18 protein-coding genes are annotated in these 24949 nt (G+C 58.4%); 7 read left to right on the top strand and 11 right to left on the bottom strand.

The window, feature by feature from the left end:
• Window positions 1-148 precede the first annotated feature (148 nt).
• On the bottom strand, window positions 149-2155 hold the full coding sequence (locus SH661x_RS17550; RefSeq protein WP_437224156.1) for a M28 family peptidase: 2007 nt from the start codon (window positions 2153-2155) through the stop codon (window positions 149-151).
• 280 nt (window positions 2156-2435) lie between these two features.
• On the opposite strand from SH661x_RS17550, the gene SH661x_RS17555 reads away from it, so the two are divergent.
• Entirely contained in the window at window positions 2436-3143 is a 708-nt protein-coding gene (locus SH661x_RS17555; RefSeq protein WP_437224159.1) for a glycine zipper family protein, read from the top strand.
• Window positions 3144-3171: 28 nt separating this feature from the next.
• Here the strand turns inward: SH661x_RS17555 and SH661x_RS17560 are convergent, their stop codons facing one another.
• The 7 genes from SH661x_RS17560 to SH661x_RS17590 all read right to left on the bottom strand — a co-directional run bounded on the left by SH661x_RS17560 (window position 3172) and on the right by SH661x_RS17590 (window position 11989).
• Window positions 3172-4899, bottom strand: coding sequence for a serine/threonine protein kinase (locus SH661x_RS17560; protein WP_437224162.1), 1728 nt, complete (start codon window positions 4897-4899; stop codon window positions 3172-3174).
• A gap of 25 nt (window positions 4900-4924) precedes the next feature.
• The gene (locus tag SH661x_RS17565) at window positions 4925-5689 is read right to left on the bottom strand and encodes an NIPSNAP family protein (protein ID WP_437224164.1); all 765 of its coding nucleotides are present in this window, start codon (window positions 5687-5689) and stop codon (window positions 4925-4927) included.
• A gap of 95 nt (window positions 5690-5784) precedes the next feature.
• Window positions 5785-5946 carry a DUF6800 family protein gene (locus SH661x_RS17570; RefSeq protein ID WP_437224166.1) on the bottom strand — a complete coding sequence of 54 codons (162 nt, stop codon included), beginning with the start codon at window positions 5944-5946 and terminating at the stop codon, window positions 5785-5787.
• Between the two features lie 230 nt (window positions 5947-6176).
• Window positions 6177-8768: a tetratricopeptide repeat protein gene (locus SH661x_RS17575; RefSeq protein ID WP_437224168.1), complete on the bottom strand. Its 2592-nt coding sequence runs from the start codon at window positions 8766-8768 to the stop codon at window positions 6177-6179.
• Between the two features lie 430 nt (window positions 8769-9198).
• A complete protein-coding gene (locus SH661x_RS17580) occupies window positions 9199-10419 on the bottom strand; it encodes an outer membrane protein assembly factor BamB family protein (protein WP_437224171.1) in 1221 nt (406 codons plus the stop codon).
• A 157-nt stretch (window positions 10420-10576) separates the two neighbouring features.
• Window positions 10577-11350: a DNA topoisomerase I gene (locus SH661x_RS17585; RefSeq protein WP_437224173.1), complete on the bottom strand. Its 774-nt coding sequence runs from the start codon at window positions 11348-11350 to the stop codon at window positions 10577-10579.
• A gap of 159 nt (window positions 11351-11509) precedes the next feature.
• A complete protein-coding gene (locus SH661x_RS17590) occupies window positions 11510-11989 on the bottom strand; it encodes a hypothetical protein (protein WP_437224175.1) in 480 nt (159 codons plus the stop codon).
• 335 nt (window positions 11990-12324) lie between these two features.
• Between SH661x_RS17590 and SH661x_RS17595 the strand changes: the two genes are divergently transcribed.
• From SH661x_RS17595 to SH661x_RS17615, 5 genes are all read left to right on the top strand, one after another.
• Window positions 12325-13371, top strand: a complete 1047-nt coding sequence (locus SH661x_RS17595; RefSeq protein ID WP_437224178.1) for a M42 family metallopeptidase — start codon at window positions 12325-12327, stop codon at window positions 13369-13371.
• A gap of 158 nt (window positions 13372-13529) precedes the next feature.
• Window positions 13530-14420: a TIGR01777 family oxidoreductase gene (locus tag SH661x_RS17600; RefSeq protein ID WP_437224180.1), complete on the top strand. Its 891-nt coding sequence runs from the start codon at window positions 13530-13532 to the stop codon at window positions 14418-14420.
• A gap of 192 nt (window positions 14421-14612) precedes the next feature.
• The gene (locus SH661x_RS17605) at window positions 14613-16460 is read left to right on the top strand and encodes an exo-alpha-sialidase (RefSeq protein ID WP_437224182.1); all 1848 of its coding nucleotides are present in this window, start codon (window positions 14613-14615) and stop codon (window positions 16458-16460) included.
• 372 nt (window positions 16461-16832) lie between these two features.
• Complete coding sequence (locus SH661x_RS17610) at window positions 16833-18602, top strand: DUF1598 domain-containing protein (RefSeq protein WP_437224184.1); 1770 nt, start codon at window positions 16833-16835, stop codon at window positions 18600-18602.
• A 179-nt stretch (window positions 18603-18781) separates the two neighbouring features.
• Window positions 18782-19546 (top strand): hypothetical protein, encoded by a 765-nt coding sequence (locus SH661x_RS17615; RefSeq protein WP_437224187.1) that lies wholly within the window; start codon window positions 18782-18784, stop codon window positions 19544-19546.
• 91 nt (window positions 19547-19637) lie between these two features.
• On the opposite strand, the gene SH661x_RS17620 is transcribed toward SH661x_RS17615, so the two are convergent.
• The 3 genes from SH661x_RS17620 to SH661x_RS17630 all read right to left on the bottom strand — a co-directional run bounded on the left by SH661x_RS17620 (window position 19638) and on the right by SH661x_RS17630 (window position 23077).
• Entirely contained in the window at window positions 19638-20630 is a 993-nt protein-coding gene (locus SH661x_RS17620; protein WP_437224189.1) for a deoxyhypusine synthase family protein, read from the bottom strand.
• Window positions 20631-21215: 585 nt separating this feature from the next.
• Window positions 21216-22106 carry a transglutaminase family protein gene (locus tag SH661x_RS17625; protein WP_437224191.1) on the bottom strand — a complete coding sequence of 297 codons (891 nt, stop codon included), beginning with the start codon at window positions 22104-22106 and terminating at the stop codon, window positions 21216-21218.
• Window positions 22107-22234: 128 nt separating this feature from the next.
• Window positions 22235-23077: a transglutaminase-like domain-containing protein gene (locus tag SH661x_RS17630; RefSeq protein WP_437224193.1), complete on the bottom strand. Its 843-nt coding sequence runs from the start codon at window positions 23075-23077 to the stop codon at window positions 22235-22237.
• A gap of 352 nt (window positions 23078-23429) precedes the next feature.
• Between SH661x_RS17630 and SH661x_RS17635 the strand changes: the two genes are divergently transcribed.
• Window positions 23430-24752, top strand: coding sequence for an outer membrane protein assembly factor BamB family protein (locus SH661x_RS17635; RefSeq protein ID WP_437224196.1), 1323 nt, complete (start codon window positions 23430-23432; stop codon window positions 24750-24752).
• Window positions 24753-24949: the final 197 nt, after the last annotated feature.

Here is a 24949-nt window from a genome sequence, read left to right on the forward strand (position 1 = left end):
GGGAAACGCCCTGAATAAGGACGGCAGCTACCAGAACAAGCACATCGAGGTGCGACAGCGCTGCAGGTTTGCCGCACTCGGAGAGTGCGGCGTACAGTGATCGAGCGAAATCCCCAATGTATGTCGCACTCTCCGAGTGCGACAACTTTTACCCCCGCGGAGTCGACAGCGTGACGTTCAGGGTCACTTCCTGCCCGGCCCGCAGCACGACCACCTTCACCTGCTCCCCGGGCTTGTAGTTTCGCAGGGCGAGGTCGAAGTCATCCAGCCCCCCGACCCGATTTTCGCCAATCCGGATGATCACATCTCCCCCCTTCAGGCCAGCTTTATCAGCCGGACTGTCGGGCGAGACCCCTTGAATGGCATAGCCGTCCGCTTCTTTGCCGAAATCCGGAATACTCCCGAAGTACGGGCGGCTGCCGGTCCGCTCCAGAGTGGCGGTCCCTTTGACTTTGATGAAATCCGGGCGAGTGTCCGCCACAGCGGTCTCCAGAACGATCGTCTCTAGAAACCCGATGACCCGCTCCATGTCGGCAGCGTTGATTTTCTCCCAGTCGTCGCTGGGACGGTGGTAGTCGCTGTGTGTGCCGGTGAAGAGATGCAGGACCGGAATGTCCTTCCCGTAGAAACTGGAATGGTCACTGGGGCCGAACCCCTCCGGCTTCTTGGAAACATCCAGTCCGCCTGCTGTGGCCAGCGAGTCGACAAGCGGATCCCATCGACCCGACGTCCCCGTCCCGAAGACGACGAGTTTGTTTTCTTCCATGCGACCGATCATGTCCATGTTGAACATCGCAACGGTCTGCTCCAGCGGAAACAACGGAGAGTCGACATAGTTCACCGACCCCAGCAGGCCCCGCTCTTCCCCGGTAAATGCGATGAACACAATGCGTCGGGGAAGAGGCCGATCCCGTTTTGCCAGTCGACGGGCCAGTTCCAGCAAGCCGGCGGTTCCGGAAGCGTTGTCGTCAGCTCCGTTATGAATCTCCTTCACATCGTTTCCGGAAGCGAGCGACCCTTCCGCTCCGCGTCCGAGATGGTCGAAGTGCGCGCCGACCACGATCGTTTCCTGGCTGAGCGGTCCTTCCCCTTCCAGCACTCCAATCACATTCTTGACCGGGACTTTGACGATGTTGACCGTTGCTTCGCCCGAGGCTGTCCATCCTGCCAGCGGACGGCTCATCGGCCGATTGGATTCGTCAATCTGCGTTTCGATTTCAGCCAGATTATTGCCCGTCGCACTCAGCAGCATCTGATTGCAGACCTCCTGAGTGATCTGAAAACAGGGGATCGATTTCCCCGACCGGGATCCGCCGTACCCGAACGCCATCAGCGGATCGGCGACATGCTCGGAGTGAATCGACTGCACCTGCTTGAGATGATCCAGAGCGTGACGTAGTTCGTTGAGAAAATCGTCCGCCTTCGCACCGACCTCTGTCATCTTCTGGGCAACTTCGATCACCTGCTGCCGGGCTTTCTCCACCTGCTCGCTGAGTTCCTGCTTCTTGGTCGTTCCGGTCATGGGGTCGTTGACGATCAGCACCGCCACAGCACCGCGTGTAAACGCCTGACTGACTTTGGTCGTCAGGGCGGCGTGCCTGGAAATTCCATGACCAACGGCGAAGGGGCCGTGAGGATCGTTCTGCAGCGGATTCCTCCGCATGATGATGACGACCTTGTCCTTGATGTCGACACCGGCGAAGTCGCTGTACTCGACATCCGGAGCATCGATGCCATATCCCACGAAAACCACCGGGGCATCGAATTTCCCGGACCCGCCGAAGGCACAGGTCCGGAAGTCCTGATCGTATTTCAGCTCGATGGTCTTGCCGTCCGGCCCGTGCAGCGTGAGCAGGTTCGGCTCACCGAGCCGGGCTCCGTCATTGATCTCAAACTCCTGATACGGATCCCCCTGATCCGCTGTGACAATCAACCCAGCCTTCTCGAACTGCTCGGCGATGTACGCAGCTGCCTTGTTGAGCCCCTCTGTCCCGACTCCGCGTCCTTCGAATTCATCCGACGCCAGAATTTTGACATCTTCCAGCATCTGTCGGGCAGAGGGCGACAGCTCCTCGGCGATGGCATGACCGGCGAAGAGGAACAGCAATGCGGAAAGCAGCAGACTTGTACTGATCAGATTCGAAGATCGCTTCATCGGGGGGAAATGCAGCATGATTGTGATGGCGGTTCTTATGAAGGCACTGGAGCTCGCGGAAGCATTGCGGGAGACGGATCAATTGTAGCCTGAACGGCTGTCAGAATGAACCTCCCCGTCCCCCTAACCGCTTTTGAGCTATCGGGTTCCTCCCCGTTCGAAATCGGTCTGGATCCGAAAATCGAGTTTCCGCTAGATTCCTGCGGACGAAGTGACGGGCGTCATTGAGTTCAGCAGCCGTGCCGCAACGGTTCCGGGTGCTGGGAAAATGGATTTTTTCATGTTTTGGCAAGGATTTAGCCCCTCGGTGCGATGGAGTATCGCGCTCGGCCTGGCTGCACCTGTCCTTTCGTTGACAGGCTGCGCGAATATGAATCACGCCCAGTCGGGAGCGGTCATGGGGACCGCTCTGGGAACTGTGGCCGGTGCTGCGATCGGTGGTGAAAGTGGCCATGCTGCAGGCGGGGCCCTCATTGGAGCACTCACCGGAGCGATGGCCGGGACCGTGATCGGCGACGCGGGTGATGCCCGTGAAGAGCGGGACATGGCCCTTGCTCAGCGGGACGGGGCGATACTTCAGGCCCAGTACGTCACCCAACAACAGCAGCAACAGCAGGCTCTGAACAACTTCGATCTGATCCGTCTCTCGCAAAGCGGCGTCGGCGACGATGTGATCGTGAACATGATCAATACGCGTGGCGGGCAGTTCAACCTCAATACGGAATCGATCATCTCACTGAAGTCGAATGGTGTGAGTGATCGTGTGATCCTGGCAGCACAGACTGCTCCGGCCGTTGGAACTCCAGCCCCTAGCGTCGTTGCTCCGGCACCGCAACCGGGCGTCGTGGTTCTACAGCCTCAACCGACCGTGATTGTGGAGCCCGCTCCGCCGGTCATGTGGGGATGGGGATATCACCACCATCCTTACCGGGGGCCTCGACATCGACACGGTCACGGAAGTCACGTCGACCTGTTCTTCGGGTTCTGACCGTCCAGCAGAGATCCGACAGCAGACGTTATTCGAAGTCGATCGTCCCGCCGATCAACGTGGCGGAGAGGTCCTGTGATGCATCTGCCGCCGGTGCGACGTTTTTCCCGACTCCAAGATAGGCGAGAAACTCATCCACCTCGTGGAACACTTTGACCCCCAGCACTGTCTCAAGCTGCCGCAGTGCATTGCGATGTTCGACGCGGTCAGGAGCGGCCACGAGTTTTGAACAGGTCGCCAGATTGTGGAACCCGGCCCGGGTCTTGAGGTCATACAGCAGGTAATGGATTTTGACGTTCGTCCAGACGCCGATCACACCCACCGGCATCGTCTTCCGGTCAGTCTCTTCCACCAGCGCGCTAAGAGTCTCAGCGAGCGGAGTGTCTTCAAAATCATTGATCCCGGTCGCGTCCACAATGGCGGATCGCCCTCGGTCTCGACTGAAAGCTTCCACAGCATCGACGAACTTCGCTCCCGGAGTTCCCATGATGCAATGCGGGCCGAAGAATTCCAATTCCGGTTGCTGACGCGGATCGTCCGGGTCGTGCCAGTCCCGAATATGCACAACGCGAACATGCTCGGCTGCCGCACAGGCAGAAAGGGCTTTCACCAGCGGTCCCTGCCCCGGGTCGGGACCAACAATCCGCAGTGACTCCTCCCGTCCGATATGCAGTTTGTTCGGCGGAACCTGGCCGGCAGGAATGGGGGCGATGAAATCATTCTGCAGGCATTCGCAGATCAGCAGCGACCGCGAGATATTGCCTGACATGGTCGTGGCGTCGATGAGACTGGAGTGTGTCACGCGACCGGTGGGCCGGGAGGATGTTCCCTCAAGAAGTGTCGTCGGATCGTCACGTTTGAGTCGTCGTTCCGGGCGGGCTGCCGCCAGGGTGGTGGCCCGAAACGGATTGGAGGTCGCGGGGAGCCGGCTGAGCAGTTGCCGACCGGACGAGATACGATCGCCCACCTGTTTCGAGGTCAGGTCGACCAGCAGCCGAATTGTCGACTCGCTGACACCGTGCTGCTGCAGCCGTTCGACTGGCAAAGGGCGTTCGCAGATATTCCGCATCGTGGTGGAAAGAGTCTCACCATCAAATGGACGTTCGCCGGTGAGAAGATGAAAAGCGGTTCCCCCCAGCGAGAAGAAGTCGGACGCCGGGCCCACGCTCATCGGGTCGCGGAACTGCTCAGGGCTCATGAACGAAGGAGTCCCCATTACGCCGACGGGGGATGCTGGGCCCTGCGGAGAACTGACTTTCGCAATCCCCAGATCCGTCAACTTCATGCGGCCGTCTTCGCCCCGCAGCAGCAGGTTGGAAGGCTTGATGTCGCGATGGACGACATCGATTTTATGCAGGGAGATCAACGTGATCGCGAGGTCCCGCAGCAGGCTGAGGACTTCCGATTCGTTCATCGGTCCGGCACTGGCGACGATTTCATCCAGATTGCGGCCCGCCACATACTCCATGATGAGATAGGCGCCCGCAGGGATCTGATCGAAGTCAAAGACCCGCACCAGTCCTGGTTCGTCGATTGCTGCGCAGATGCGGGCTTCCTGCAGGAACCGGGAACTCGCGTCAGCGCCGCCGGCAATGGATGACTTCAGCAACTTCACAGCGACGGGAATGTCCAGTACGGAATGCCATCCGGCGTAGACCACGCCCATTCCGCCGCTTCCCAGCTCCCGGATCAGGCGGACCTTCCCGATCATGGGAGATCCATTTTGGACGGGGAGATTCTGAATCCAGTCGGACATCCGACGGTCCTCGGGGCGCTGGGTGTTATTCCGCGGCTGTCGGCGAGTAGTCAACAAGGTTCATGTAGACGGACGTCGGACGCGATGCGGTCAGGGCCCCATCCTTCTCCGAGGCGGCGAAGGCAGCCTTCCATTCCAGGTCGGCCCGGAACGCGTCCCAGCTGTGATCAGCGGTCTCGCGGTTGGGGGATTCCAGCACGTAAATCAGCGTGTCTGCCGACCGGGGAGCATCGGCGGGTGTCCAGTATCCGTATGCCCGCAATCCATGCTTCTGAAACAGCTTGTCCGTATGCTCCCGGAACCGCTTATGGAGAGCGTTCAGCTTTCCTGGAGGAGCTGTGTAGGTTCTCAGCTCGTAGATTTTCCCGGGATGGGGCAGGCCGACAGCTGGTGAATAGTCGGTCAGGTTGAGATAGATCGACTCGGGTGGCTTTGCCAGAATCTTGCCGTACTTCGCTTCGCTGTCGGCAGCGACCTGCTTCCACTCCGGATCGGCGCGAAAGGCCTCCCAGGAGGCCTTGGCGGCATCTCGACTGGGATATTCCAGCAGATAGATGAGAGTCGTCTCGGCGGTCGGCCCTTCGGCGGGCTTCCAGTACGCCAGATTCTTGATGCCATGCTTCTCGAAGAGGCGCATGGTGTGTTCACGAAAACGCTCTTCCAGCGCCCCGAGTTTTCCGGGTTCGCAGGTGTAGATGCGAAGTTCGTAAACGGGTCCCGCGGGTTCAGCTGCAATCAATGGCATGGCACACCCGATCACGAGGAGCGCAACACAAAGTCGGGGCAGCATGGCAGCACCCTCCTGATCCCAAGGCCGTTTCAACCGGGTTCAAGTCCATTGACGCGGACAGCAACCAACCTCGTCCGCGACGCAAATAACGCTGACTACTCGAGAACGACCAGCGGGCTGACCCGGGCCATCTTCTCTCGCACCAGATTCTTGTCGGCGTCGGTCTTCGCAGCAGCGAACTTCGCTTTCAGCTTCTTGATTTTGACCTTGCGCGTGCGGGAACGAGCGATTTCGCGTGATCTTTCGATGCGACCCATGTCTTTGGCAACCAATCTGTTATGAAAAAATTCCGAATCCGTTCCGGAGTTTGTGAACTTCAAAGAGTATCGGGAAAATTCCAGCAGGTCAACGGAGTGACCGCTTGCTCCCGTTGGAAGGAGACAGGAGTCGAACTCGGGCTTTCAAGCCGCGACAACGTAGATCACACTCTCCGAGTGCGGAAATTTCGACCGCGCGTTGCACTCGCCACACTCCCCTGAGGCAGGGGCTAGCGGGAAGCGGGAATGATCGTCGGCCAGCTGGATTGATCACCCGCTGCGGTGTTCCCGTTCTGAGGTTCCGGCTGCCTGCGTGCGGAAGGTCGATACTCCGCGGGGACGACCACATCTCCTTGCGGTCGCTGCGGATTCGGATTCGGGCGAGACAGCCCGTTTTGGCCGGGCATCTGAGTGCCCGCGCTGTACTGCCTATTGTCGTATCGATTGAAGTCAGACTGCACGGAGTTCAGGTCGCCGTTGGAGCCGTTCATGCTCGCCGAATTCGGTCCCTGGTACATGATGCGGGGTTGGTCGCCCGCCTGTCGGACGTCTCCTGGACCGGTGACAGGAGCGTTCGGCCACTGTTCCGGAACGTGTCCCCGACCGTTGGCAGTCGGAGCATTGGGGGTGTACATCATCCCCTGCTGGGATGGATTGGTGTACTGCGATCCGGCGGAAGGCGAAAGCGGTGTATTGATCGGACCCTGATTCCAGATCTGCTGGACAGCCATGTTCGCTTCACGGCCTGCCACCCACCGCTGGGTCTCATAGTCCTGCAGGGACTGATTCAGGTCGGATGGGATGTTGCTGTTTTCAAGAGTACGAGTGTCGTAACGAGACGCGGTCCCGAACTGATCCACGGAATAGGTGGGGGTGATCTGCGGAGGAGTCTGGCCTTGAGTGGTCGGCGGGGACGGCACCGGATTCGGGTACGGTTGGAAGGCGTTGTTCAGATTCTGAGCGGGACCGCCGTCCGGCATCCACCGCATCGGCCCGGGAGTATTGTACGTCATCGACCCCGGCGGGTTCATCACCGGTGTCTGGGTTGCCTGATTCTGCTGCACGACCGGGAACATCCCTCCCGGCCCGACTCCCATTCCCATGCGGGCCGCTGCGCGGCTGGCTTCCTGATAGTTTCCGCCCTGCGCCATCTGCGGCGGACCCTGCTGGGGCACGCCTGGCTGCAGATGACCGGGAATTGAACCGCTTTGGAATGTGGATGGGTTGTTCGCTGGCATTCCGAACTGGCCGGATGGCCCCTGCGGAGGCATCGCCCCAAACCCGTTCGGCTGGGTTCCGTATTGATTGCCCGGATTCCCTTGGAATCCCTGCATTGTGGGATTCGGATTTGTCTGCCCATTGGCCAGAACAATTTCCGGCGGCTGGCCGGCAGGGACCTGCTGATAAGCGTGATTGACGAGGCGGCTGTCCGCGTCGGCGGGATGTGAGTCGACGGCTTGTGCCGCTGTCTGCTGAATTCCGTTCCAGGGTTCCTGAATCGAATTAGGTACCCGCTGGGGGAACTGCTGACGCGGAGCCTGTTCAACCTGAGGATATTGCGGCTGATTGCCGTATGGAGACGGATTTCCATAGGCAGCGGGGCCTGCGGACTGCTGCTGTGGATCACCGTACTGGGGGGAGTATGCCTGCTGCTGAGGAGGGTATTGCCCCCCTGCCATCTGCATGCCCCGATCCTGTGGCATCTCGTCGAAATACGGACCGTTTTGCGAAACGCCGTTGGCCTGAGGCTGATAGTTCTGCGGCCGATCCGTCCGCTGATTCATCCCGGGAGAAGGATACAGCTCCATCGAAGAAAAGCTGTTGGCGACTGCCGTTTCCTGGCGCCAGCTCTGTTGATTTTCAGCACCCGGCAAGCGAGTCATCTGTCCGGTCTGCTCATCGAGCAGGAGCGGGCCCCCCTGGTGATTCGCAATGGCTTCGTTGTCGATGTCCTGCATCTGCTGCCGTAACATCGCTTCCTGAGCCAGCCGTCTTTGAGCATGATTCGGGGGCAGGTTTCCTCGCGAATTCGCATTCGCCTGTCGCTTCGCCTGCTCTTCGTAGGCCTGATGTCGCTGTTGAATGTCGGCCGCCAGTCGTTCTCCCTTGGACTTGCCGGGGACGATGCGGTCAAACAGGGTGGGATTCGTCTTGACAAGCGGCTCCAGTGGCGGCTTCTGTGTGCTGGGCGAATTCTCCGCCAACGCCGCCTGCACGCCGTCTGGCGAGTAGACCTTGGCATAGGTCTCGGTCGCCAGCTGAGTCTTTCCCTGCCGCGCGTACGCGTCCCCCAGATGCTTCAGGGCATTGGTATTATTGGGATTCGCCTGCACCGCCCGCAACGAATATTGCTCGCTTTCCGACAGACGGTTCTGCAGCAGATAGGAATATCCCATGTCGCCGAGAATGTCTGAGTTGGTCGGATTCTGAATCAGTGCCTGTTGGTAATGTCGTTCTGCTTCCGAGTAGTTCTTTTCCAGGTCGGCGATGATGGCCAGCCCGTGGTGGGCACTGGAACTCTGCGGAGCCATGGATAACGCGGATTCGAAATGCGAACGGGCCGTCATCAGCCGGAGCGTCGCCTTGTCGCGATACCATTCGGAGACTTCGACCTGCCCCAGGCGAATATGTTCCTCAACGCTTTTGGTCGGCTGGTTCTGGGCAACCTGAGCGTTCAATCCCGGGGACGACTTTTCAATGCGGGAAGCGAGCTGTTCCGAAGCAGCTGCGTTGGCAATTTCGTCCTTATGAGACCAGTTCGTGAGCCGATCGGTCGCCTGGCAGCCGGCGCTGAACATCATGCAGCAGGCTGTGAATTTCATGAATCCATTCATGGGCGACCTTTGCGATTCCTTGGCGGGAACGCAGGGAAACGAAACGGGCAACATCCTGTCGTCCTTCGCAAACTGGCGGGATTTCTGGAAGCTGCCAAGGGAGGTGGTTTAGGGAAGCAGCTGAGGATGGGAATTCACCAGTCATCCCGATCGTCGAGACTCTCGGGAGATCGGCGAATTTCTATTGAATGGAAGTAGGTGCGTCGAGGCGAACTCACCTTGCAGCACAGTCCCCAAGAACGGAATTGCAAAATCTGCCGAATCACCGTCCCGTTCAGGGGCAAATGGGGTCGCAGATGTCAAAGCAGGCAATCTGCAGGAGCGAATCTCACGACAGTGTGACGTTCCGGCGGCGATCAACACAGCTTTCGAACGACAAATCTCCCTGAATCGCCGCCAGACTCCCCTGAGACAAGGGCTACGGGTTGAGGCGGACGCACGTCAGCTTGCCGGTCGCGTTCCGGGCGACGATCTTCGAATCCGTGAACGCCGGTGGAGTCCAGCATTTCCCCGTGAGCAGCGGCAGTTTCGCGACGATTTCCAGCTTGTCCGGGTTGGCTTCGACAATATTCAGCTCTCCGGATTCCGACAGGACCAGCAGCTGCTTTCCGACAGCAATCAGCGAGGCGGATCCAAAACCACGCTCCAACCAGCGCAGCTTGCCTGTATTCGCATCCAGACAGACCAGCTTGCAGTCCCGGTCGGCGTCTCCGTCGTTGGCGTAGACAAAGCCGTCAATCAGCACCCCGGGGCTCATCTGGGTTTTCAGGTCCCGGCTGCGCCAGACTTCATTGGGGGTATTGTCCTGAATGTCGATCAGCGACGCCCCTTTGCCGTACCCGGATGTGACCACAATGCGATGCTCATCCAGCACCAGCGGGTCTGCAGCGTTGATGCCGTAGCGGGTGATCCACGGCTGCCGCCAGACGACTTCGCCAGTCTCCGGATTCACAGCATTCAGCGTCTTTTCAGATTCGATCAGCAGGACCGGGCCGGTGGCGGTGGTCATTAACAGTGGGGACGTGTATCCCGAAACTTCTTCGGAATCCGAAGCCCAGATCACTTCTCCCGTGGCTGCGTTCAGACAAAGGCCGTGGCTGCCGGCGTTGAAATAGAGTCGTTCCCCCACGACCAGCGCAGACCCGGAGTATCCCCAGGTCGGCACGTTTTTCCGCAGATCTTCAGGCACCTGAACATGCCAGCGAATCTCGCCCGTGGCAAGATCGAAGCAATGAACCTCACCCAGGCGGCTGATGACGTACACGTTCCCGCCCTCGACTGTCGGAGTCGCTGTGGGGCCTCCTTCAAAGAGATTCGGGTCCAGCGGGGCAGGGTAGGTCTGCTTCCACAACACGCTGCCGTCTTCGAGACTCAGGCACCAGACGGTGTCCTGATTGTCTGCATTCCCGACCGTCAGAACCCGTCCCTGACTGATCGCGATTGAGGAAAAACCGGTCTGAACATCCGCCTGCCAGAGCTCTTCCAGAGTGGTCGAAGCGGTATAGGGAACGGCACTTGGCACCTGACCGTTCCGATGCGGGCCACGCCACTGGGGCCAGTCCTCGGAGCGCGAGAACTGAGCCGACAACGTCACACCAGCGAAGGAGAGCCAGAAGAGAAAGAGAGCACGGTAGCGCATGAACTTCATTTCCGGGCCCGGATCAAATTGCGGACGACTCTGGGGCGATCTGAAATCAACATGAACAGGGGTGTCAGCCACTTCTTTCGGCCTGACAGGGGAAAGATTGGCAGAAATTCGAACAAATGGAAACACATCTTCCCGCTGGCTGAGGCTCTCAATCGGGAGTCGATGCAGGCTGAGGTTTCGGGACTGAATCCGGGACGACCACCGGGGCCTGTGCGGATTCTGGTGCGATAGGGGATGAGGAAGGGGATGCCTCTTTCGCGTCTCCTTTGATTTTGAATTCACGGACGAGAGCGGCCCGTCGCTGGGCCACCTCCTCGTCAAACTGCGACAGTGCATCCACTGCCTTATCCCGGGAGGTGACCAGCCCGATGATCAGGTACTGCGTGATCGCCAGAAAGAAGAAAATCCAGCCGGACGTTCCCGGGAAGATCACCGCGAGAATGGCGAAGACCGGAGAGGAACGGTTCAGGTGCATGCAGATCAGGCCCCGCAGGAGCGGCCACGCCTGACGGTGGATATTCTCGATCAGACCGACGTTGGGAATCCACCGCAGAGCCTTCGGCCCCGGATGGATGACAGAGAACAGTTGCTGGTCCGGCATCGATTCAATCACGCCGATCGCCAGCAGGATCCGGCCCGCTGCGAAATACCAGTTGGAGTTCAGATCGATTTCAATCTGCTTCTGCGAGAACCAGAAGGCGATCTGTTCTTCCACATTCTTCGTCGCCAGAAACAGCACCAGCGAGGCGCGTGTCCACTGCTCCAGATCCTTCTCGAACTCTTCATCCCATTCCTGGTTCGGCCGCAGCTTGGCACGCATGAACCGCAGCAGGGGAATCGCAATCAGTCCCACGATGAAGCGAGCTGTCGGACGCAGGATCGGCGCCAGCAGCTGACTTAACCAGTTCGAGGGATAGGACACGGAAATTTTCCTCAGAAATCAGCAGCCAGCGTTCAGATGGAACAGTTCCGCCTTCCGGGCAAGATGCCAGTTCAACGGTCCGGTTCATCTGCACATCCCAACGTTTGAAATCGCACTTTCAATCAAACTTTGCGAAGGAATTTTCTGTTTTCCGATTCGCTATTCAGGCAGAAACCCGTGCTCCCGCAGTTCCTGGATATTCCCGGGAGCACTCTCCACCATCCGTTCGGTGGTGTATTTCAAAACCGCCAGCCCCCCCAGCTTATGCGGTGCCGTCAGGATCGCCACCCGATCCTCATCCTCTGCGTCGAGCTGCCGATTCAAGCGGCTGACTGCTTCCTCCACACTGTCACTGACCCAGTCGATTTCCTGGGATTCATTTTCCAGACGGAGATTTGAAAACGCAGCTGTGCGGGAGATCAGAAAATCGATCATCCCCCCCATTTCCCCTTCTTCGAAGAAGTTCTGAAACTCCGGGGCCGCGTTATAAGGGGTCATGATCAGCGGACGGGTCACCTTCACCGTCCCGCGACTGATCTGCACTGGGTCAGTCGGTCTGGCCGCTTCCACGACCAGATAATAGTGCAGATCCGAAGAGCCAAACGTGAAGAGCGTATAGGGAACCGGGCGTGCGATCACCACGGACTCCCACAGCTCACGAAAACGCCGTTCCTGTTCGAAATTTGAGAAGTTCATACAGAATAGTTGAGCCGATTCCGGCAGAAGTCACAAGCAAGTTCCGTGCGAAGTCCCGGGCAAAGAATCGGCAGCAAAATGGCGTTCGAACCGAGCTTTCTGCCAGGCCCGGGACTCCAATGAGGGCCCTGCCAGGGGAAATTCGGCGGTCGCGGGGCTTATCGCTGCCGAGGGAGCCGACGCAGCGTGAAATTCCAGCAAGTGGTGTTCACACCAAACGCAGAACGACATACGCTGATCGCCTTGACGATCCCTGATCTCCAACCTTCTCCAGACCTATGCAACTTCTCGCTCAGTTGACACAGACCCCTTCCGTTCCCGGCCGCGAAGACCGCGTTCGCGAAGTCATTCAGAAATACATTACGAACGCCAAACTGTTCGACGACATCCATGTCGATGCCATGGGCTCGCTGCACGCGGTTCGTCGCGCCCGCCCGAAGAAGGGAAAAGCTGCCGAGAAACCGCTGAAAGTCATGCTCGCTGCTCACATGGATCAGATCGGATTCCTGGTCAGTTTCATCAGCGAAGACGGCTACCTGCGCATCACTCCGGTGGGTGGATTCGACAATCGCAACCTGTTCTCGCGCAGGGTCACGGTCTGTACCCGCTCCGGAGACCTGACAGGAATTCTGAACGCGGCCGGTCGTCCCGTGCACATCGCCAGTGAAGACGAGAAACGGAAGATTCCCGAAATCACCGACTTCTATGTCGATCTCGGCCTGCCCGGAAATGAAGTCAAAGAGAAAGTCCGGCTCGGAGATATGGTCGTCATCGACGGACCGTTCGCCGAGCTCGGAAACTCGGTTACGTCGCAGTGCCTGGATAACCGGGTCGGCTGCTGGGCGGTGATCCGTGCCATCGAAAAACTGAAGAATCACGCGTGCGAAATTCATGCTGTCTGGACAGTGCAGGAAGAAGTCGGCCTGCGCGGTGCGGGACCTGCCGCTTTCGCTGTTGAGCCGGATATCGGCATCTCCTGCGACACCACTCTGTGCTGTAAAACACCCGGCGTGCCGGAAGAACAGCGAGTCACCCTGCCGGGCGAAGGAGTCTGTCTGAAGGTCATGGACGGTTCCACCATCCCGGACATGAAGCTGCTGGAAGAGGTTGAAGAACTCGCTGCCCGAAAAGGGATCAAGTGCCAGCGCGGAGTCCTCACGCGCGGCGGACAGGACGGCGCAATGATTCAGCGTTCCCGCAGCGGGGTACGGACGGTCGTCTTCGCCTGCCCGATCAAATACATCCATACCGTCAATGAGATGGCCCACAAGACCGACCTGGAATCGTATCCGGCGCTCCTGGCCGCTTATCTGGAAACGCTTTGAAACGATTTCGAGACCGTCAAAGGTTGAGATTTTCAGCGGACCGCTAGGCAGGAGGTCAGGGTCAGCTATAAAGAAGTGAACTTCTCGGGCGTTCGTCGGTTGAACTGACGAACGCTCTCAAACTGTGAGGACGAGTTCACTTTCACCGCGGGTCCGACATGCACATTTTTGTCACAGGTTCCACTGGACTGATTGGCCGGGAACTGGTTTCAACGCTGGAAGCGAGTGGCCATCAGGTGACTCGGTTAGTCCGCGGGGTGCCGGCCAATGAACGGGAACGGTCCTGGGAAACAGGGGGAAGGCGACTCAGCGCGACTGTCCTCGAAGGTTGCGACGTGCTGGTGCATCTGGCTGGCGAAAGTATCGCCAGCGGGCGATGGACACAGCACAAGAAGGACCGGATCTATCACAGCCGTGTCGATTCCACAGCGATCCTCTCGGATGCGATGACCCGACTGCCGATCATGCCCAAAGCCTTCATTGTCGCTTCGGCCATCGGTTATTACGGAGATCGCGGCGAGTCCGTTCTGACGGAATCGAGCCCGCCGGGTGTCGGATTTCTGGCTGACGTCTGCAAGGCCTGGGAGTCGGCAGCGGACCCGGTTCGCGAGCAGACGCGGGTCGTGCATGTCCGCACCAGTATGGTGCTGAGCGAAAAAGGGGGAGCGATCAAGCCGATGCTGCTTCCATTCAAAATGGGAGTCGGGGGAGTCATCGGCAGCGGCGAGCAGTACTGGAGCTGGATCACCCTTGAGGACATCGTCCGGCTCTTCCAGTTCGCGATTGAGAACGAAAACCTCAGAGGCCCGATCAATGGCGCCACGCCCAATCCGGTCACCAATCGCGAATTCACGACAACACTTGGTGAGCGGCTTCACCGACCGACGGTCCTTCCCATGCCCGGCTTCATAGCTCGCATTGCACTGGGAGAAATGGCCAACGACCTGATTCTCGCCAGCACGCGAGTCGTTCCGGAAGTCCCTGTGCAGCAGGGATTTCAATTCCGCCAGCCAGAACTGAAAGCAGCCCTCGCCTCTCTCCCGCTTTGATTTCAGCGGGTAGCTTTTGACTCCCCCGATCGAACCGCTGCGTTGCGGCAGATGTTGTGAGTCCCAGAAAAGAACAGTGATCGCCGATCCGCCTCTCTTGTTTATGTACACAAAATTTAGTATTCTTTGTACTCATTCTAGCATCAGAGTGCGCTGCACCACCTTTTCCCCCCTCAAGGAGCCCCCCGCCAGATGCGTTCCAGCCTGAAGTTCCCCCCGTTCGTCCCGACAGCTCTTGCAACTGCGTTTGCCCTGCTGCTGACCGCTTTCACCGTTTCTGCCGGCCCGGTGCAACTGCACCCCCGCGGAGTAAAACTCCCCACCGACCAGCAGGGTCCGTTTGTGACCACTGCAGATGGCGGCGTCCTCTGCATCAGCGGGCAGGCAGCCCACCACAGTCTCGATGAAGGAAAAACGTGGAGCTCCGTGCCGCTCTTCAAAGATGCATCGAAGTACGGAGTCTCCGGGGAGAGAGCACTGCTTCGCACTCGTGACGGCGTCATCATCTCCGCCTGGATGAACATGAAGGAACGGAGCACAGCTCCGGGAGGACGCTGGGGAGGACCGCAGGCCGATTACGACCAGTGGATTCTCCCCACCTATGTCGCCCGCAGCCTGGACGATGGCAAAACATGGGAAGAACCCCAATTGCTGCATCGTCCCTGGTGCGGCTGCATTCACTCCCTGATTCAACTGAAGTCCGGCCGGATTGTGCTGGTCGGGCAGACAATCATTCCGGAATGGCGTCACGCCACCATCACCTTCTATTCAGACGACGATGGGAAGACCTGGCAGGCGAGCAACATCCTTGATTATGGAGTTGGCCGACACGACCACGCCGGGTCCTGCGAGGCGACGATTCTCGAACGTCAAGACGGTTCGATTTACATGCTCCTGCGGACTGAGTCCGGCTATTTCTTTGAAGCAACCTCGTCCGATCAGGGAAAAACCTGGGAAAACCTTCAGAAGTCCGGCGTTCGTTCCGTGACCTGCTGCGGCCAGTTGGGACGGTTGTCAGACGGCCGGGCGTTCCTGCTGTGGAATCACCCGATCCGCAGCAATCCCGAAGATGGCCATAGCCGGTATGAATTGTCGATCGCCTTCTCCAGCGACGATGGAAAAACGTGGCATGATCGTACTGTCATTGCCTCGCGCTATCCGGAAGCGGGCGATCCCCCCTACATCAACCGGGCTTCGTACCCCTATCTCTACGAGCGCAAGCCGGGCGAACTCTGGATCACGACGATGCAAGGAGACATCCGCCTGAAGATTTCCTCAGACGAAATCGCCAAAGGAGAGTTCGCACTGCCGGAAACAATCGTGTTTCTGGGAGACTCCACCACCGCTCGGCGTCCCGGAGCGGTGAAAGAAGTGACCGCAGAGCGGATCGCAGCTGAGTTGAAGAAGAGTCACCCGAAACTGCTGGTTTCCGCTTCGGAAGTGGCGTCGGCCCAGTCTTCCAACGCCGTTCGGGCGACTGGCTTTTCCGGGATGATCCTGAACAGCGGAGTTCCCGGCAGTAACACGAATGAAGGGCTGAAACGACTCAAGGACCAGCTTCCTTCAATGAAGCCCCGTCTGGTCGTCGTGCAATTCGGCATCAACGATGCGTGTGTTGACGTCTGGCAGAACCCTCCTGCAACCGCCCCCCGCGTCGACCTCGAGAAGTTCAAATCCAATCTCCGGGAGATGGTCCAGCTTTCCCGTAAGAGCGGGGCCGATGTTATCCTCATGACCGCCAACCCGGTTCGCTGGAGCCCGAAGTTTCTGGAGCTCTACGGAAAGCCTCCCTACGATCCCAAAGCGGAAGACGGCTTCGAGTCGCTGTGGCTGACGAAGTACAACGACGCCGTGAAAGGGGTCGCACAGGAGCTGGATGTCCCCTTGGTCGACATCCACGCCGCTTACCTGAACCATGCCCGTGAGCATCAGGTGAAGGTCGACACCCTATTGCTGGACGGAGTTCACCCCAACGACGATGGACACGCGGTGACGACAGCCGCCCTTTCGCCCGTCGTTCAGCAGGTTCTTTCGAAGTAGACAGCAGCGCTGATTCCAGCGTGCTCATTCCGCTTTGAACCCGGGGTGAGCACGCAATGGAGACCACCGATTTTTGCCTGACTTTTCGTCTCATCGGGAGGAGGTCGGCTCCCTGCGATGGGTCGCCATTCAATCGTTAAAACTCTGCTGTCCCTTAGAACAGTTATGATCGGCGAAAGCTTTGTATCGGCTGTTCTCATTCTTTCGCCCGCTGGCAACGCACTCGCCGTTCCCCAAGTCTTTTCTCTGAATGTTCTTGACGCTGGACTGCCGGAAGACGATTCTAAAGACCGTGTATTCCCGGACCTTTCTGCGCGCATCCGGGACGAATGCACGACGCAAGTGATTCGCAGTCATCGTGGAGCATCTGACATGGTCCTGAAAGTCCCCACCCGCCACTCGGCTCGTTCAAAGCAACGTTCACGGAAATCTTTGTGGCTGGGTCTGCTGGGTGGCGCAGCTCTCTTTTCCAGCTCGAATGCCGTGACAGTTCTGGCTGCCGAAGCGGTCGTGGCTGACGTCGCAAAGGACGTTGAAGGGCTGTTGAACTCCGGTGAATTCGGGGCTGCCGCTGATCTGGCGGGAACCGCTACCGGCATCACACGTGACCAGCTCATGGAACGCGTGATCTTCTCGCAGATCGGTGCCGGTGAATCGGCCGAAACCAAGGCAGTCCTTCAGCAGCTGAGCAACGATCAGGCTCGTGTCAGTGCTGCCGGACAGATTGCCCGCAAGCAGATGACCAGCGGGGGAGCCGACTTTACCGAGTTGATTTATCTGATTCAGAACGAAGTTGAAGGCCCGTGGTTCGACGTCGACGGCGAAGGGGGCACGATGACCCCATTCACCAGCGGGATCAAAGTCGACCCCAATGGCATTCTCACCCGCGAACTGCGTGAAGACCGTACTGGCCGCCTGACCAATGTCGAGCAGCAGGCTCGTGTCGCGGCCCTCAACGAAGACATGGCCAGCCCTTCCACGTTGCGGCTGGTCTCTCTGACTCGACTGGAAAAAGAAGTCGCCCGCCGGCTGGACGAAGGGAAGCCGGTCGTCGAATCGATGAAGTACCTCGCGGGTCTTTCGCAGGTTCAGTACATCTTCGTTTATCCCGAACAGGGTGAAATCGTCATTGGAGGTCCCGCTGCCGGATGGAGCTATGACGGACGCGGAATGCCGGTGTCTCAGTCTTCCGGTCGCCCGAGCCTGCAGCTGGAAGATCTGGTGACGGTGCTGCGAACCTTCAGCCCCGCAGGTCAGGCAGTCTTCGGCTGCTCGATCGACCCGCAGCAGGAAAACCTGAAGAAGGTCATGGAATACGTCAGTGAATCCCAGTCGAAAGGGCCGCTGAGCCCCGCTGGTGTTCGCAGCTGGTCGAACAAAATCGGGAACATCCTCGGTGCTCAGGACATCACCGTGTTCGGAGTTCCTGGCAACAGCCGCATTGCCCGCGTGATGGTCGAAGCGGACTACCGCATGAAGTTGATCGGCATCGGCAAACTCGAAGGAGGATCGCAGATCCCGGATTACTTCGAACTGCTCGCGAAAGATCCTGCTCTGGCTTCCGGCAGCCTGGATGCACTCCGCTGGTGGATGACAATGCAGTACGAATCGGTCCAGCACTCCCCGGATCTGACCGCGTTTGAAATTCGCGGGTCGGGTGTGAAATGCCTGTCGGAGAATCAGTTCCTCACCGCCAATGGTGAGCGGGTCGCAACCGGCAAAGCAGAGCCGGTGAACCAGAAGTTCGCAGCCAACTTTACCAAGCACTATCAGGAACTGGCTGCCAAAGATCCGGTCTTCGCCGATCTGCAGGGAATTTTTGACCTGGCGCTAGTGGCTGCGGTCGTGCAGCAGAATCAGCTCGACCAGCGAGCCAACTGGGATCGCGGAGCGTTTGCTGCCAATGGGGAATATCAGCCGCTGGCTTATGCAACTCCTAAACAGACCGATTCCGTCGTGAACCATCACGTCTACAACGGGAAGGACGTCGTCTTGCAGGTCGCCGGTGGTGTCCGGGCAGATCTGGCTTCAATCGCCAAAGACCCGTCACTCAATCAGGAATCTCCGCAGGTGGGAACGGTTGCCCAGTCCGCTCGTGCTCCGGAACTTCCGATCGGCCGCTGGTGGTGGGACGCCAAGTAGCATTGAGATCACAATCTGAATTTCGTCCGCCGCGTGCCCTCACGCGGCGGATTGCATTTGGTCTATCGAAAAGGACGCTCAGCAGTTATACGAATGAGCAGTCTGCTTCAGGTCGGACGCATTGCAGACGGAATTTGTCCGAGCTTTCCTGAGAAGGACGTTGAACGAAAGGGAACCCCATGGAGGGGAGTGCTCAGCGATTTCGAACTGCGGCGTTGACACTCGCCAGCGTCTTCTGCGTCACCGCTTGCGTGTTCGCACAGGAATACCGCACCGTCGCTGTGCCGGTCAGTTCTCCGACTGCGAACGCCGTTGCTGCTCCGTCGAACTTCAGTGAGATTCTTCGAACCTTGCTGCTGGAAAGCATGCGATCGGAGTACGTGGATGACCGTGACTGGCGTGGGACCGTGGAACGCTTCGACGGCTTCCGGTATCAGGGTCTGCGAATCTCCAAGCGGGAACGTGAAGTTCCGCATGGAATCTGGCGTCGCTACAAGGTGAATCTCATTCAGCCTGAAAAGACCTTTGACGTTCAGGTCGCGCAGCTCGACACCGACGCGGAGGGCAATATTCCGTTTTCGATTCTCATCAACCTGCGGGCCCGCTGCGAAGCGACGTTCGTCTGGTGGACGTACGGAGTGAAGGGGGTCAACGGGACGGCTGAATCGGATGCGACGCTGCAGTTGAAACTCATTCTGAACACGTCACCCAAAATTGGCTTCGGTCTGAACAGTCCGCTCCCCCGTCTGGAACTGCGTCCGAAAGTCATGCAGGTGGAGTTGAAACTGAAAGACCTCGACATGCGGAAGCTGGGGGTCTTTCAGGGAGATCTTGTCAAAGTTCTGGGGGACGGATCGACCAAAGCGGTCGAGGCTCTTGTCCAGCAGCAGGAAGGAAAGATCAAGAAGAAGCTGCAGCAGAGCCTGGACGAAGCAGCGCCGTGAGGCTGGCGCATACAGGATTCGTCACGAATCCGGAGGCTGACACCCTCCGGCTCGCCTTTTCGAATCCTGCATCGTTGAACGATATCACGTCTTACCAGCCCAGAACGCTGGCGAAAATCAAAGGAGCGACAATCGTGGCATCAGACTCCACGATGAAGCGCGGGGTGTCCCCACCGAGTTTGCCCCAGGTGATTTTCTCGTTGGGAACGGCTCCGGAGTAGCTGCCGTAGCTCGTCGTGGAATCGCTGATCTGACAGAAATATCCCCACAGCGGAACGTTCTCCCGCTGCAGGTCCTGATGCAGCATCGGCACGACACAGATGGGGAAGTCTCCCGCGATCCCGCCGCCGATCTGGAACATCCCGAGTGAGTGCTTGCGGGTCCGTTCGGTATAGAAATCGGCCAGCCAGGTCATGTACTCAATCCCCGTCCGGACGGTGTGAACGTTCTTCACGTCACCACGGATCACGGCAGCGGCGTACATGTTCCCCAGCGTTGCATCTTCCCAGCCGGGAACAATGATCGGCAGATTCTTTTCTGCCGCGGCGAGCATCCAGGAATTCTTGGGATCGATCTGGTAGTGCTCTTCGTACTTGCCGCTCAGCAGAACCTGATAAAGGAATTCGTGGGGGAAGAATCGCTGGCCTTCGCGATCGGCTTTCATCCAGACTTCCAGCATGGCCGCTTCGATGCGGCGCATGGCTTCCCCTTCGGGAATGCATGTGTCGGTTACCCGGTTCAGATGACGGTTGAGCAGCTCCACTTCCTGTTCGGTGGAGAGTGTCCGGTAGTCGGGCACCCGGACATAAAAATCGTGGGCAACGAGATTGAAGACGTCTTCTTCGAGATTGGCACCCGTGCAGGAAATCAGGTGGACTTTGTCCTGCCGGATCATCTCTGCCAGCGACAGGCCAAGCTCGGCCGTGCTCATGGCCCCGGCCATGGAAATCATCATGTGCCCGCCGGCGTCGATGTGTGCGGAATACGCATCAGCTGCATCGATCAGGGCAGCAGCGTTGAAATGGCGGTAGTGATGATGGATGAAGGTGGAAACCGGTCCACGGGTCGCGTTTTTCTTGGGCATGATATCGTCAGTCCAAAAGCTGGATTTTGGAAGGGGTCAGCAAGGGTTGCCTGGGAGACACAAGGTCATGGAGAAGATTGGACGGCGATCAAGAATGGTTGCCGATCCCAGGAAGAATTCACGCTGGCACTGCTGCAAAATCGAAGCGACGGAACTTTTGATTTCAATTCGTTTGCCTTTCCTCGTCGTTCGGACGTCTTTGACAGTTGGACCATGGACATTCCGGATCCGCAGTTCCGGAGTTGACCATGGCGATCCGGGAAAAATGTGCGATCACGTCGCGGGGTCAGCGGGCAGTTCAATCGCAACCCCGCGTTTTCTCAGTCCGGCATACCCGGAACTAAAATCTCTCGAGGATCTCACGTACCCTTGGACCCGTCCTGAGGCGGGTCGATAGCTGCATTAGAGATTGCCGGAGCGTTTGCTGCCACCCTGTGGAACAAATCTCTTCGAAACGGTCCGTGATTTCTGCGGGAAGTCGACGTAAAACCACCACTTTTTCAGACTTTTTCCCAAAAAACGCTCTTCATCCCTCAAGATCACAATTCTCGATGATCCCTCATCGGCCGAAAATGGCGCCAGGCGTCACGGAATCGACACCTCCAGCGGCGGATCCGGGAACACTTTGTCGATTTTCACAGACGCGGTCATCTCGAGATAATCGCCTGAGCTCCCGCTGAACATCCCGGAAACGGGCATGACCCCGCGTGGGTGGTTGCTCACCCCGGCTGCGACATGCTTTGTTGACACCGGCTCGCCCAGTGTCGGATCGTACCCGCGCCACCCCAGCGCCGGGAGATAGATCTCGACCCAGGCATGCATGGCGGCCCGCCCCGCCTCGCTCGCTGGACAATCCAGATACCCGCTGACAAAACGAGCAGCGAACCCCAGAACCCGGCTCGCCTCCATCATGAGCGTCGCCAGGTCCCGGCAGGAACCATTCATTTTCTGCAGCGTGACCACGGGGGTCTGAACCCCCTTTTCCATCCGCCGTCGATACTTCATCTGCTGGTGAATCAATTCTCCCAGCCGGAAAACCGTTGCCTCCGCCTCCTCTGAGACCAATGGAGGATCGAGTTGTTCGAGCCAGTCCCGGACGGCATCCAGATCGTCGGGGTAGGTGAGGGACTGATACGCTGCCGCGATTGTCGTCTCCAGGGTGTCGTAGACAACGGGAAACGGGACAGGGGGAGTCTCCCGCGGCTGTGACACCGGAAAGGGCTTGCGACGAAGGACAATCGCTTCGCTGCTGATCTTCAATTCCGTCGTCGGCTCCAGAAAGTCGACAACGAGAATCGAATTGCCGAAGACGTCGCTGGCCCAGGCAGCGTGATGTGCCGGAGTCATTGTCACATCCATACTCTCCACCCGCAGCTCGTGCCCTTCACGAGGACGCAACACCAATCGGTGACGACCGAGTGTGACGGGACGGGCATATCGATACGAAGTTTCGTGGAGAATTCTAAGGCGTGCCATCGGTGTACATCCTTCAAACTGATTCAGTGCAGACCGTGCCCCTTGCCGCCAGCTGTTGCTCCCCTGCGATTGCAGTGCGGCAGGGGATGCTTGCAAGTCGGGGTCCAGTCCCGCGACTCCTCCTCCCCTTATTCCAGGGAGACCCCTTTGCGGTACAGCTGCTTCCAGGTCATCGGTTGAAACTTCTGACCGGGAACGAGTTGGCAGTCGACGTCCATGGCTTTGCAGGAGACACTTCCGAAGACACTGGCGACGGCAGCATCGGCAGCGTCCCGTCCGTTGGCGATCCGAACCAGTCCATTCAGAGCCGCCAGATGAGTGGCATCAAAGATCATCCACCGTCCGCCCAGGTAGGCTTCAAAACAGGCGTGGAAGTCCTGCGGAACCAGTTCATACGCGTAGCCGGTGAAGTATCTGGCGGGAATGTTCAACGCCCGGCAGAGAGCAATTCCCAGGTGGGCGAAGTCCCGGCAGACCCCCGTGCGCTGTGTCACGGTGTCATAGGCTGAGGTCTGCGAGTTCGTCGTTCCTGCCACATATTCCACGTTGTCATGAATCCATTCCGTGATCCGGATGACTTTTTCATAGGGTTCCGGGATCTTTCCGAACAGGTCCCACGCAAGCCGGCCCAGGCGGTCTGACTGGCAGTAGCGGCTCGGGAAGAGGTGAGGAATCGCGTCGTGTTCCAGGTCGGCGATCGGAACGCTGTCGATCTCCCGGGCGGGCAGGAGATCGAACTCGCAGTCCACGGTCGCCTGATAATCGACCTGAAGAGTCTTGGCCTTTCCCGTTTCCAGGCGGAGGAACCGATTGTCATCAACCCGAATCTCCTCGAACTCGAGAGGAGGGTCGAAGACCAGAGATTCCTCGAGAATGACCTGCGATTCGGTGTTCTGCGGCTGGATACTGAAAATGATTGTCGATGGAAATTTTGCTTCGTACTCAAGGTGCGATGAGACTTGAAATTGCATGAATTGAGCCCGTGACTGGGGAAGAAACGAAGAGAGCGCCATTTCGATTCTCGCACCCCCTCACCGGTTGTAAACGAATTTTTGAAAATCACGGGAGGAGTGACGTCCTTTCCCTCGCTCCCAAACTATCGTTGAACGACCGTCAATCTCGAAAGACGTACACGCAGGCCCCCCGGGACTCTTCATTGAATTTCCTGCCGGGTGTGGTTGAATGACGTGACGGGCGGACAGACACAGGCCGTCACCGTCTACAACATGAGCAAGGAGCACTCGCATTTTCACTTCGCGCCGTCACTGGATTGCTGCTCCTCTTGCCCGCAGTCGCCGCGGAAATCTGCGGGTTCTTGTGGGGATGGTCCTCGGAATTGTGACTCTTGGAGTGGGCGCGGTCTTCCTGATCAAATTTCAGCCGACCCGGGAGATCCTGCGTCGGCTGGCTGGAAAGGCCCCGAAGATTCAGGATGTCGCTCCCGCCCAGGACGACTGGCAGCCTGTCCCCAACACTCCTCCGGGTCCCGAAGACTGGCGGGGATGGAGAGGAAATGATTTCACGAATATCGTCGCCGACTGGTCAGGGCCGCTCGAATGGAGTGACACGCAGGGACTGCTGTGGAAGACGAAGCTTCCCGGAAAAGGAAACTCGACTCCCATCGTCGTGAACGGTCAGATCTACCTGACGACTGCGGACGAAGAACGCAGACTCTGGCTGGTGCAGCTGGATTTTCAGACCGGTCAGGAAGTTCGCCGAACCGAAATCTTTCACGGGGATTTTCCTTCCACGCACGAGAGAACTTCGAACGCAGCCTCCACGCCCGCCTGTGACGGGGAACGAATTTTCGTAGTCTGGGCAGACCCGTCCAAGGTCCACCTGACGGCGTTCGATCTGGAAGGAAAACGGCTCTGGTCGAAGGAGATGGGCGAATACGGAGCGGGCTGGGGTTATGCCGCCTCTCCGCTGTGTGCGGATGGTCTTGTTCTGGTCAGTATGGACAACCCTCAACAGGGGTTCTTGACCGCGGTCCGGGCCGACAGCGGCGACGTCTTCTGGCGACGCATTCGACCGGACGCGGATGACAGCAGTTACAGTTCCCCAGCACTGATGACCGACGGAGACAAGAAGCTGGTCGTGATGAACGGTCTGGATCATGTGCAGGCGTTCGATCTTGTCACCGGGAAAACCGTCTGGGAGTGCGAAGGCCCGACGACGACCTGTGCCACAACTCCGGTCTTCAATGACAAACTCTGCGTCGTCAGCGGCGGGTATCCCAACTCAACGCTGCTGGCGATTTCGACCGGCGGTGAAAGTCAGACGCCTCACATCGACTGGAAAGTGACGCGGTCCAGCGAAGTCCCTTACGTTCCTACGCCGCTCCTGTACAACAATCACGTATTCGTGATTCAGGATGACGGTCTCGCGATTTCCCGGGATGCCACGACCGGAAAGATCGAGTGGAAACGTCGGCTGGGGGGCAAGTTCTCTGCCTCACCGTTGCTGCTGAAAGACGCCATCCTGTGCATTGATGAAGTTGGAACCTGTTCTCTCCTCAACAGCACGAGCGGCGAAATCATTCAGCAGAATTCCCTGCCGCACGGGTGCTTCGCCAGTCCTGTCCCGATCGGAAACAAACTGTTGATTCGCACGACAGAGGACCTGTACTGCGTTGGCCAGCCCTGAACTTTCGCAGGTTCTGTTCCAGTTTCCGCGGCACAATGGGTTCTCTGATTGAGCAGCTCGCAAACTGCCCGCGCACCAGCCATGTGTCCAGTTCACCAAGATCGGCAGAAGCTGTGACCTCATCAAGAATTGCGAATTGCCAGCCCCGTCGAATTTTGCTTGGGCGTAAAATTTGCAGACTCATCATCAGCCGAAAA

Source organism: Planctomicrobium stercoris, assembly GCF_051465655.1.
GTDB lineage: Bacteria > Planctomycetota > Planctomycetia > Planctomycetales > Planctomycetaceae > Planctomicrobium.

Excerpts from the sequence above, each read along its gene's own strand:
- SH661x_RS17550 (WP_437224156.1), bottom strand. The coding sequence starts at position 2,155 with ATGAAGCGATCTTCGAATCTGATCAGTACAAGTCTGCTGCTTTCCGCA.
- SH661x_RS17555 (WP_437224159.1), top strand. The coding sequence starts at position 2,436 with ATGTTTTGGCAAGGATTTAGCCCCTCGGTGCGATGGAGTATCGCGCTC.
- SH661x_RS17560 (WP_437224162.1), bottom strand. The coding sequence starts at position 4,899 with ATGTCCGACTGGATTCAGAATCTCCCCGTCCAAAATGGATCTCCCATG.
- SH661x_RS17565 (WP_437224164.1), bottom strand. The coding sequence starts at position 5,689 with ATGCTGCCCCGACTTTGTGTTGCGCTCCTCGTGATCGGGTGTGCCATG.
- SH661x_RS17570 (WP_437224166.1), bottom strand. The coding sequence starts at position 5,946 with ATGGGTCGCATCGAAAGATCACGCGAAATCGCTCGTTCCCGCACGCGC.
- SH661x_RS17575 (WP_437224168.1), bottom strand. The coding sequence starts at position 8,768 with ATGAAATTCACAGCCTGCTGCATGATGTTCAGCGCCGGCTGCCAGGCG.
- SH661x_RS17580 (WP_437224171.1), bottom strand. The coding sequence starts at position 10,419 with ATGCGCTACCGTGCTCTCTTTCTCTTCTGGCTCTCCTTCGCTGGTGTG.
- SH661x_RS17595 (WP_437224178.1), top strand. The coding sequence starts at position 12,325 with ATGCAACTTCTCGCTCAGTTGACACAGACCCCTTCCGTTCCCGGCCGC.
- SH661x_RS17600 (WP_437224180.1), top strand. The coding sequence starts at position 13,530 with ATGCACATTTTTGTCACAGGTTCCACTGGACTGATTGGCCGGGAACTG.
- SH661x_RS17605 (WP_437224182.1), top strand. The coding sequence starts at position 14,613 with ATGCGTTCCAGCCTGAAGTTCCCCCCGTTCGTCCCGACAGCTCTTGCA.
- SH661x_RS17610 (WP_437224184.1), top strand. The coding sequence starts at position 16,833 with ATGGTCCTGAAAGTCCCCACCCGCCACTCGGCTCGTTCAAAGCAACGT.
- SH661x_RS17615 (WP_437224187.1), top strand. The coding sequence starts at position 18,782 with ATGGAGGGGAGTGCTCAGCGATTTCGAACTGCGGCGTTGACACTCGCC.
- SH661x_RS17620 (WP_437224189.1), bottom strand. The coding sequence starts at position 20,630 with ATGCCCAAGAAAAACGCGACCCGTGGACCGGTTTCCACCTTCATCCAT.
- SH661x_RS17625 (WP_437224191.1), bottom strand. The coding sequence starts at position 22,106 with ATGGCACGCCTTAGAATTCTCCACGAAACTTCGTATCGATATGCCCGT.
- SH661x_RS17630 (WP_437224193.1), bottom strand. The coding sequence starts at position 23,077 with ATGCAATTTCAAGTCTCATCGCACCTTGAGTACGAAGCAAAATTTCCA.
- SH661x_RS17635 (WP_437224196.1), top strand. The coding sequence starts at position 23,430 with ATGGTCCTCGGAATTGTGACTCTTGGAGTGGGCGCGGTCTTCCTGATC.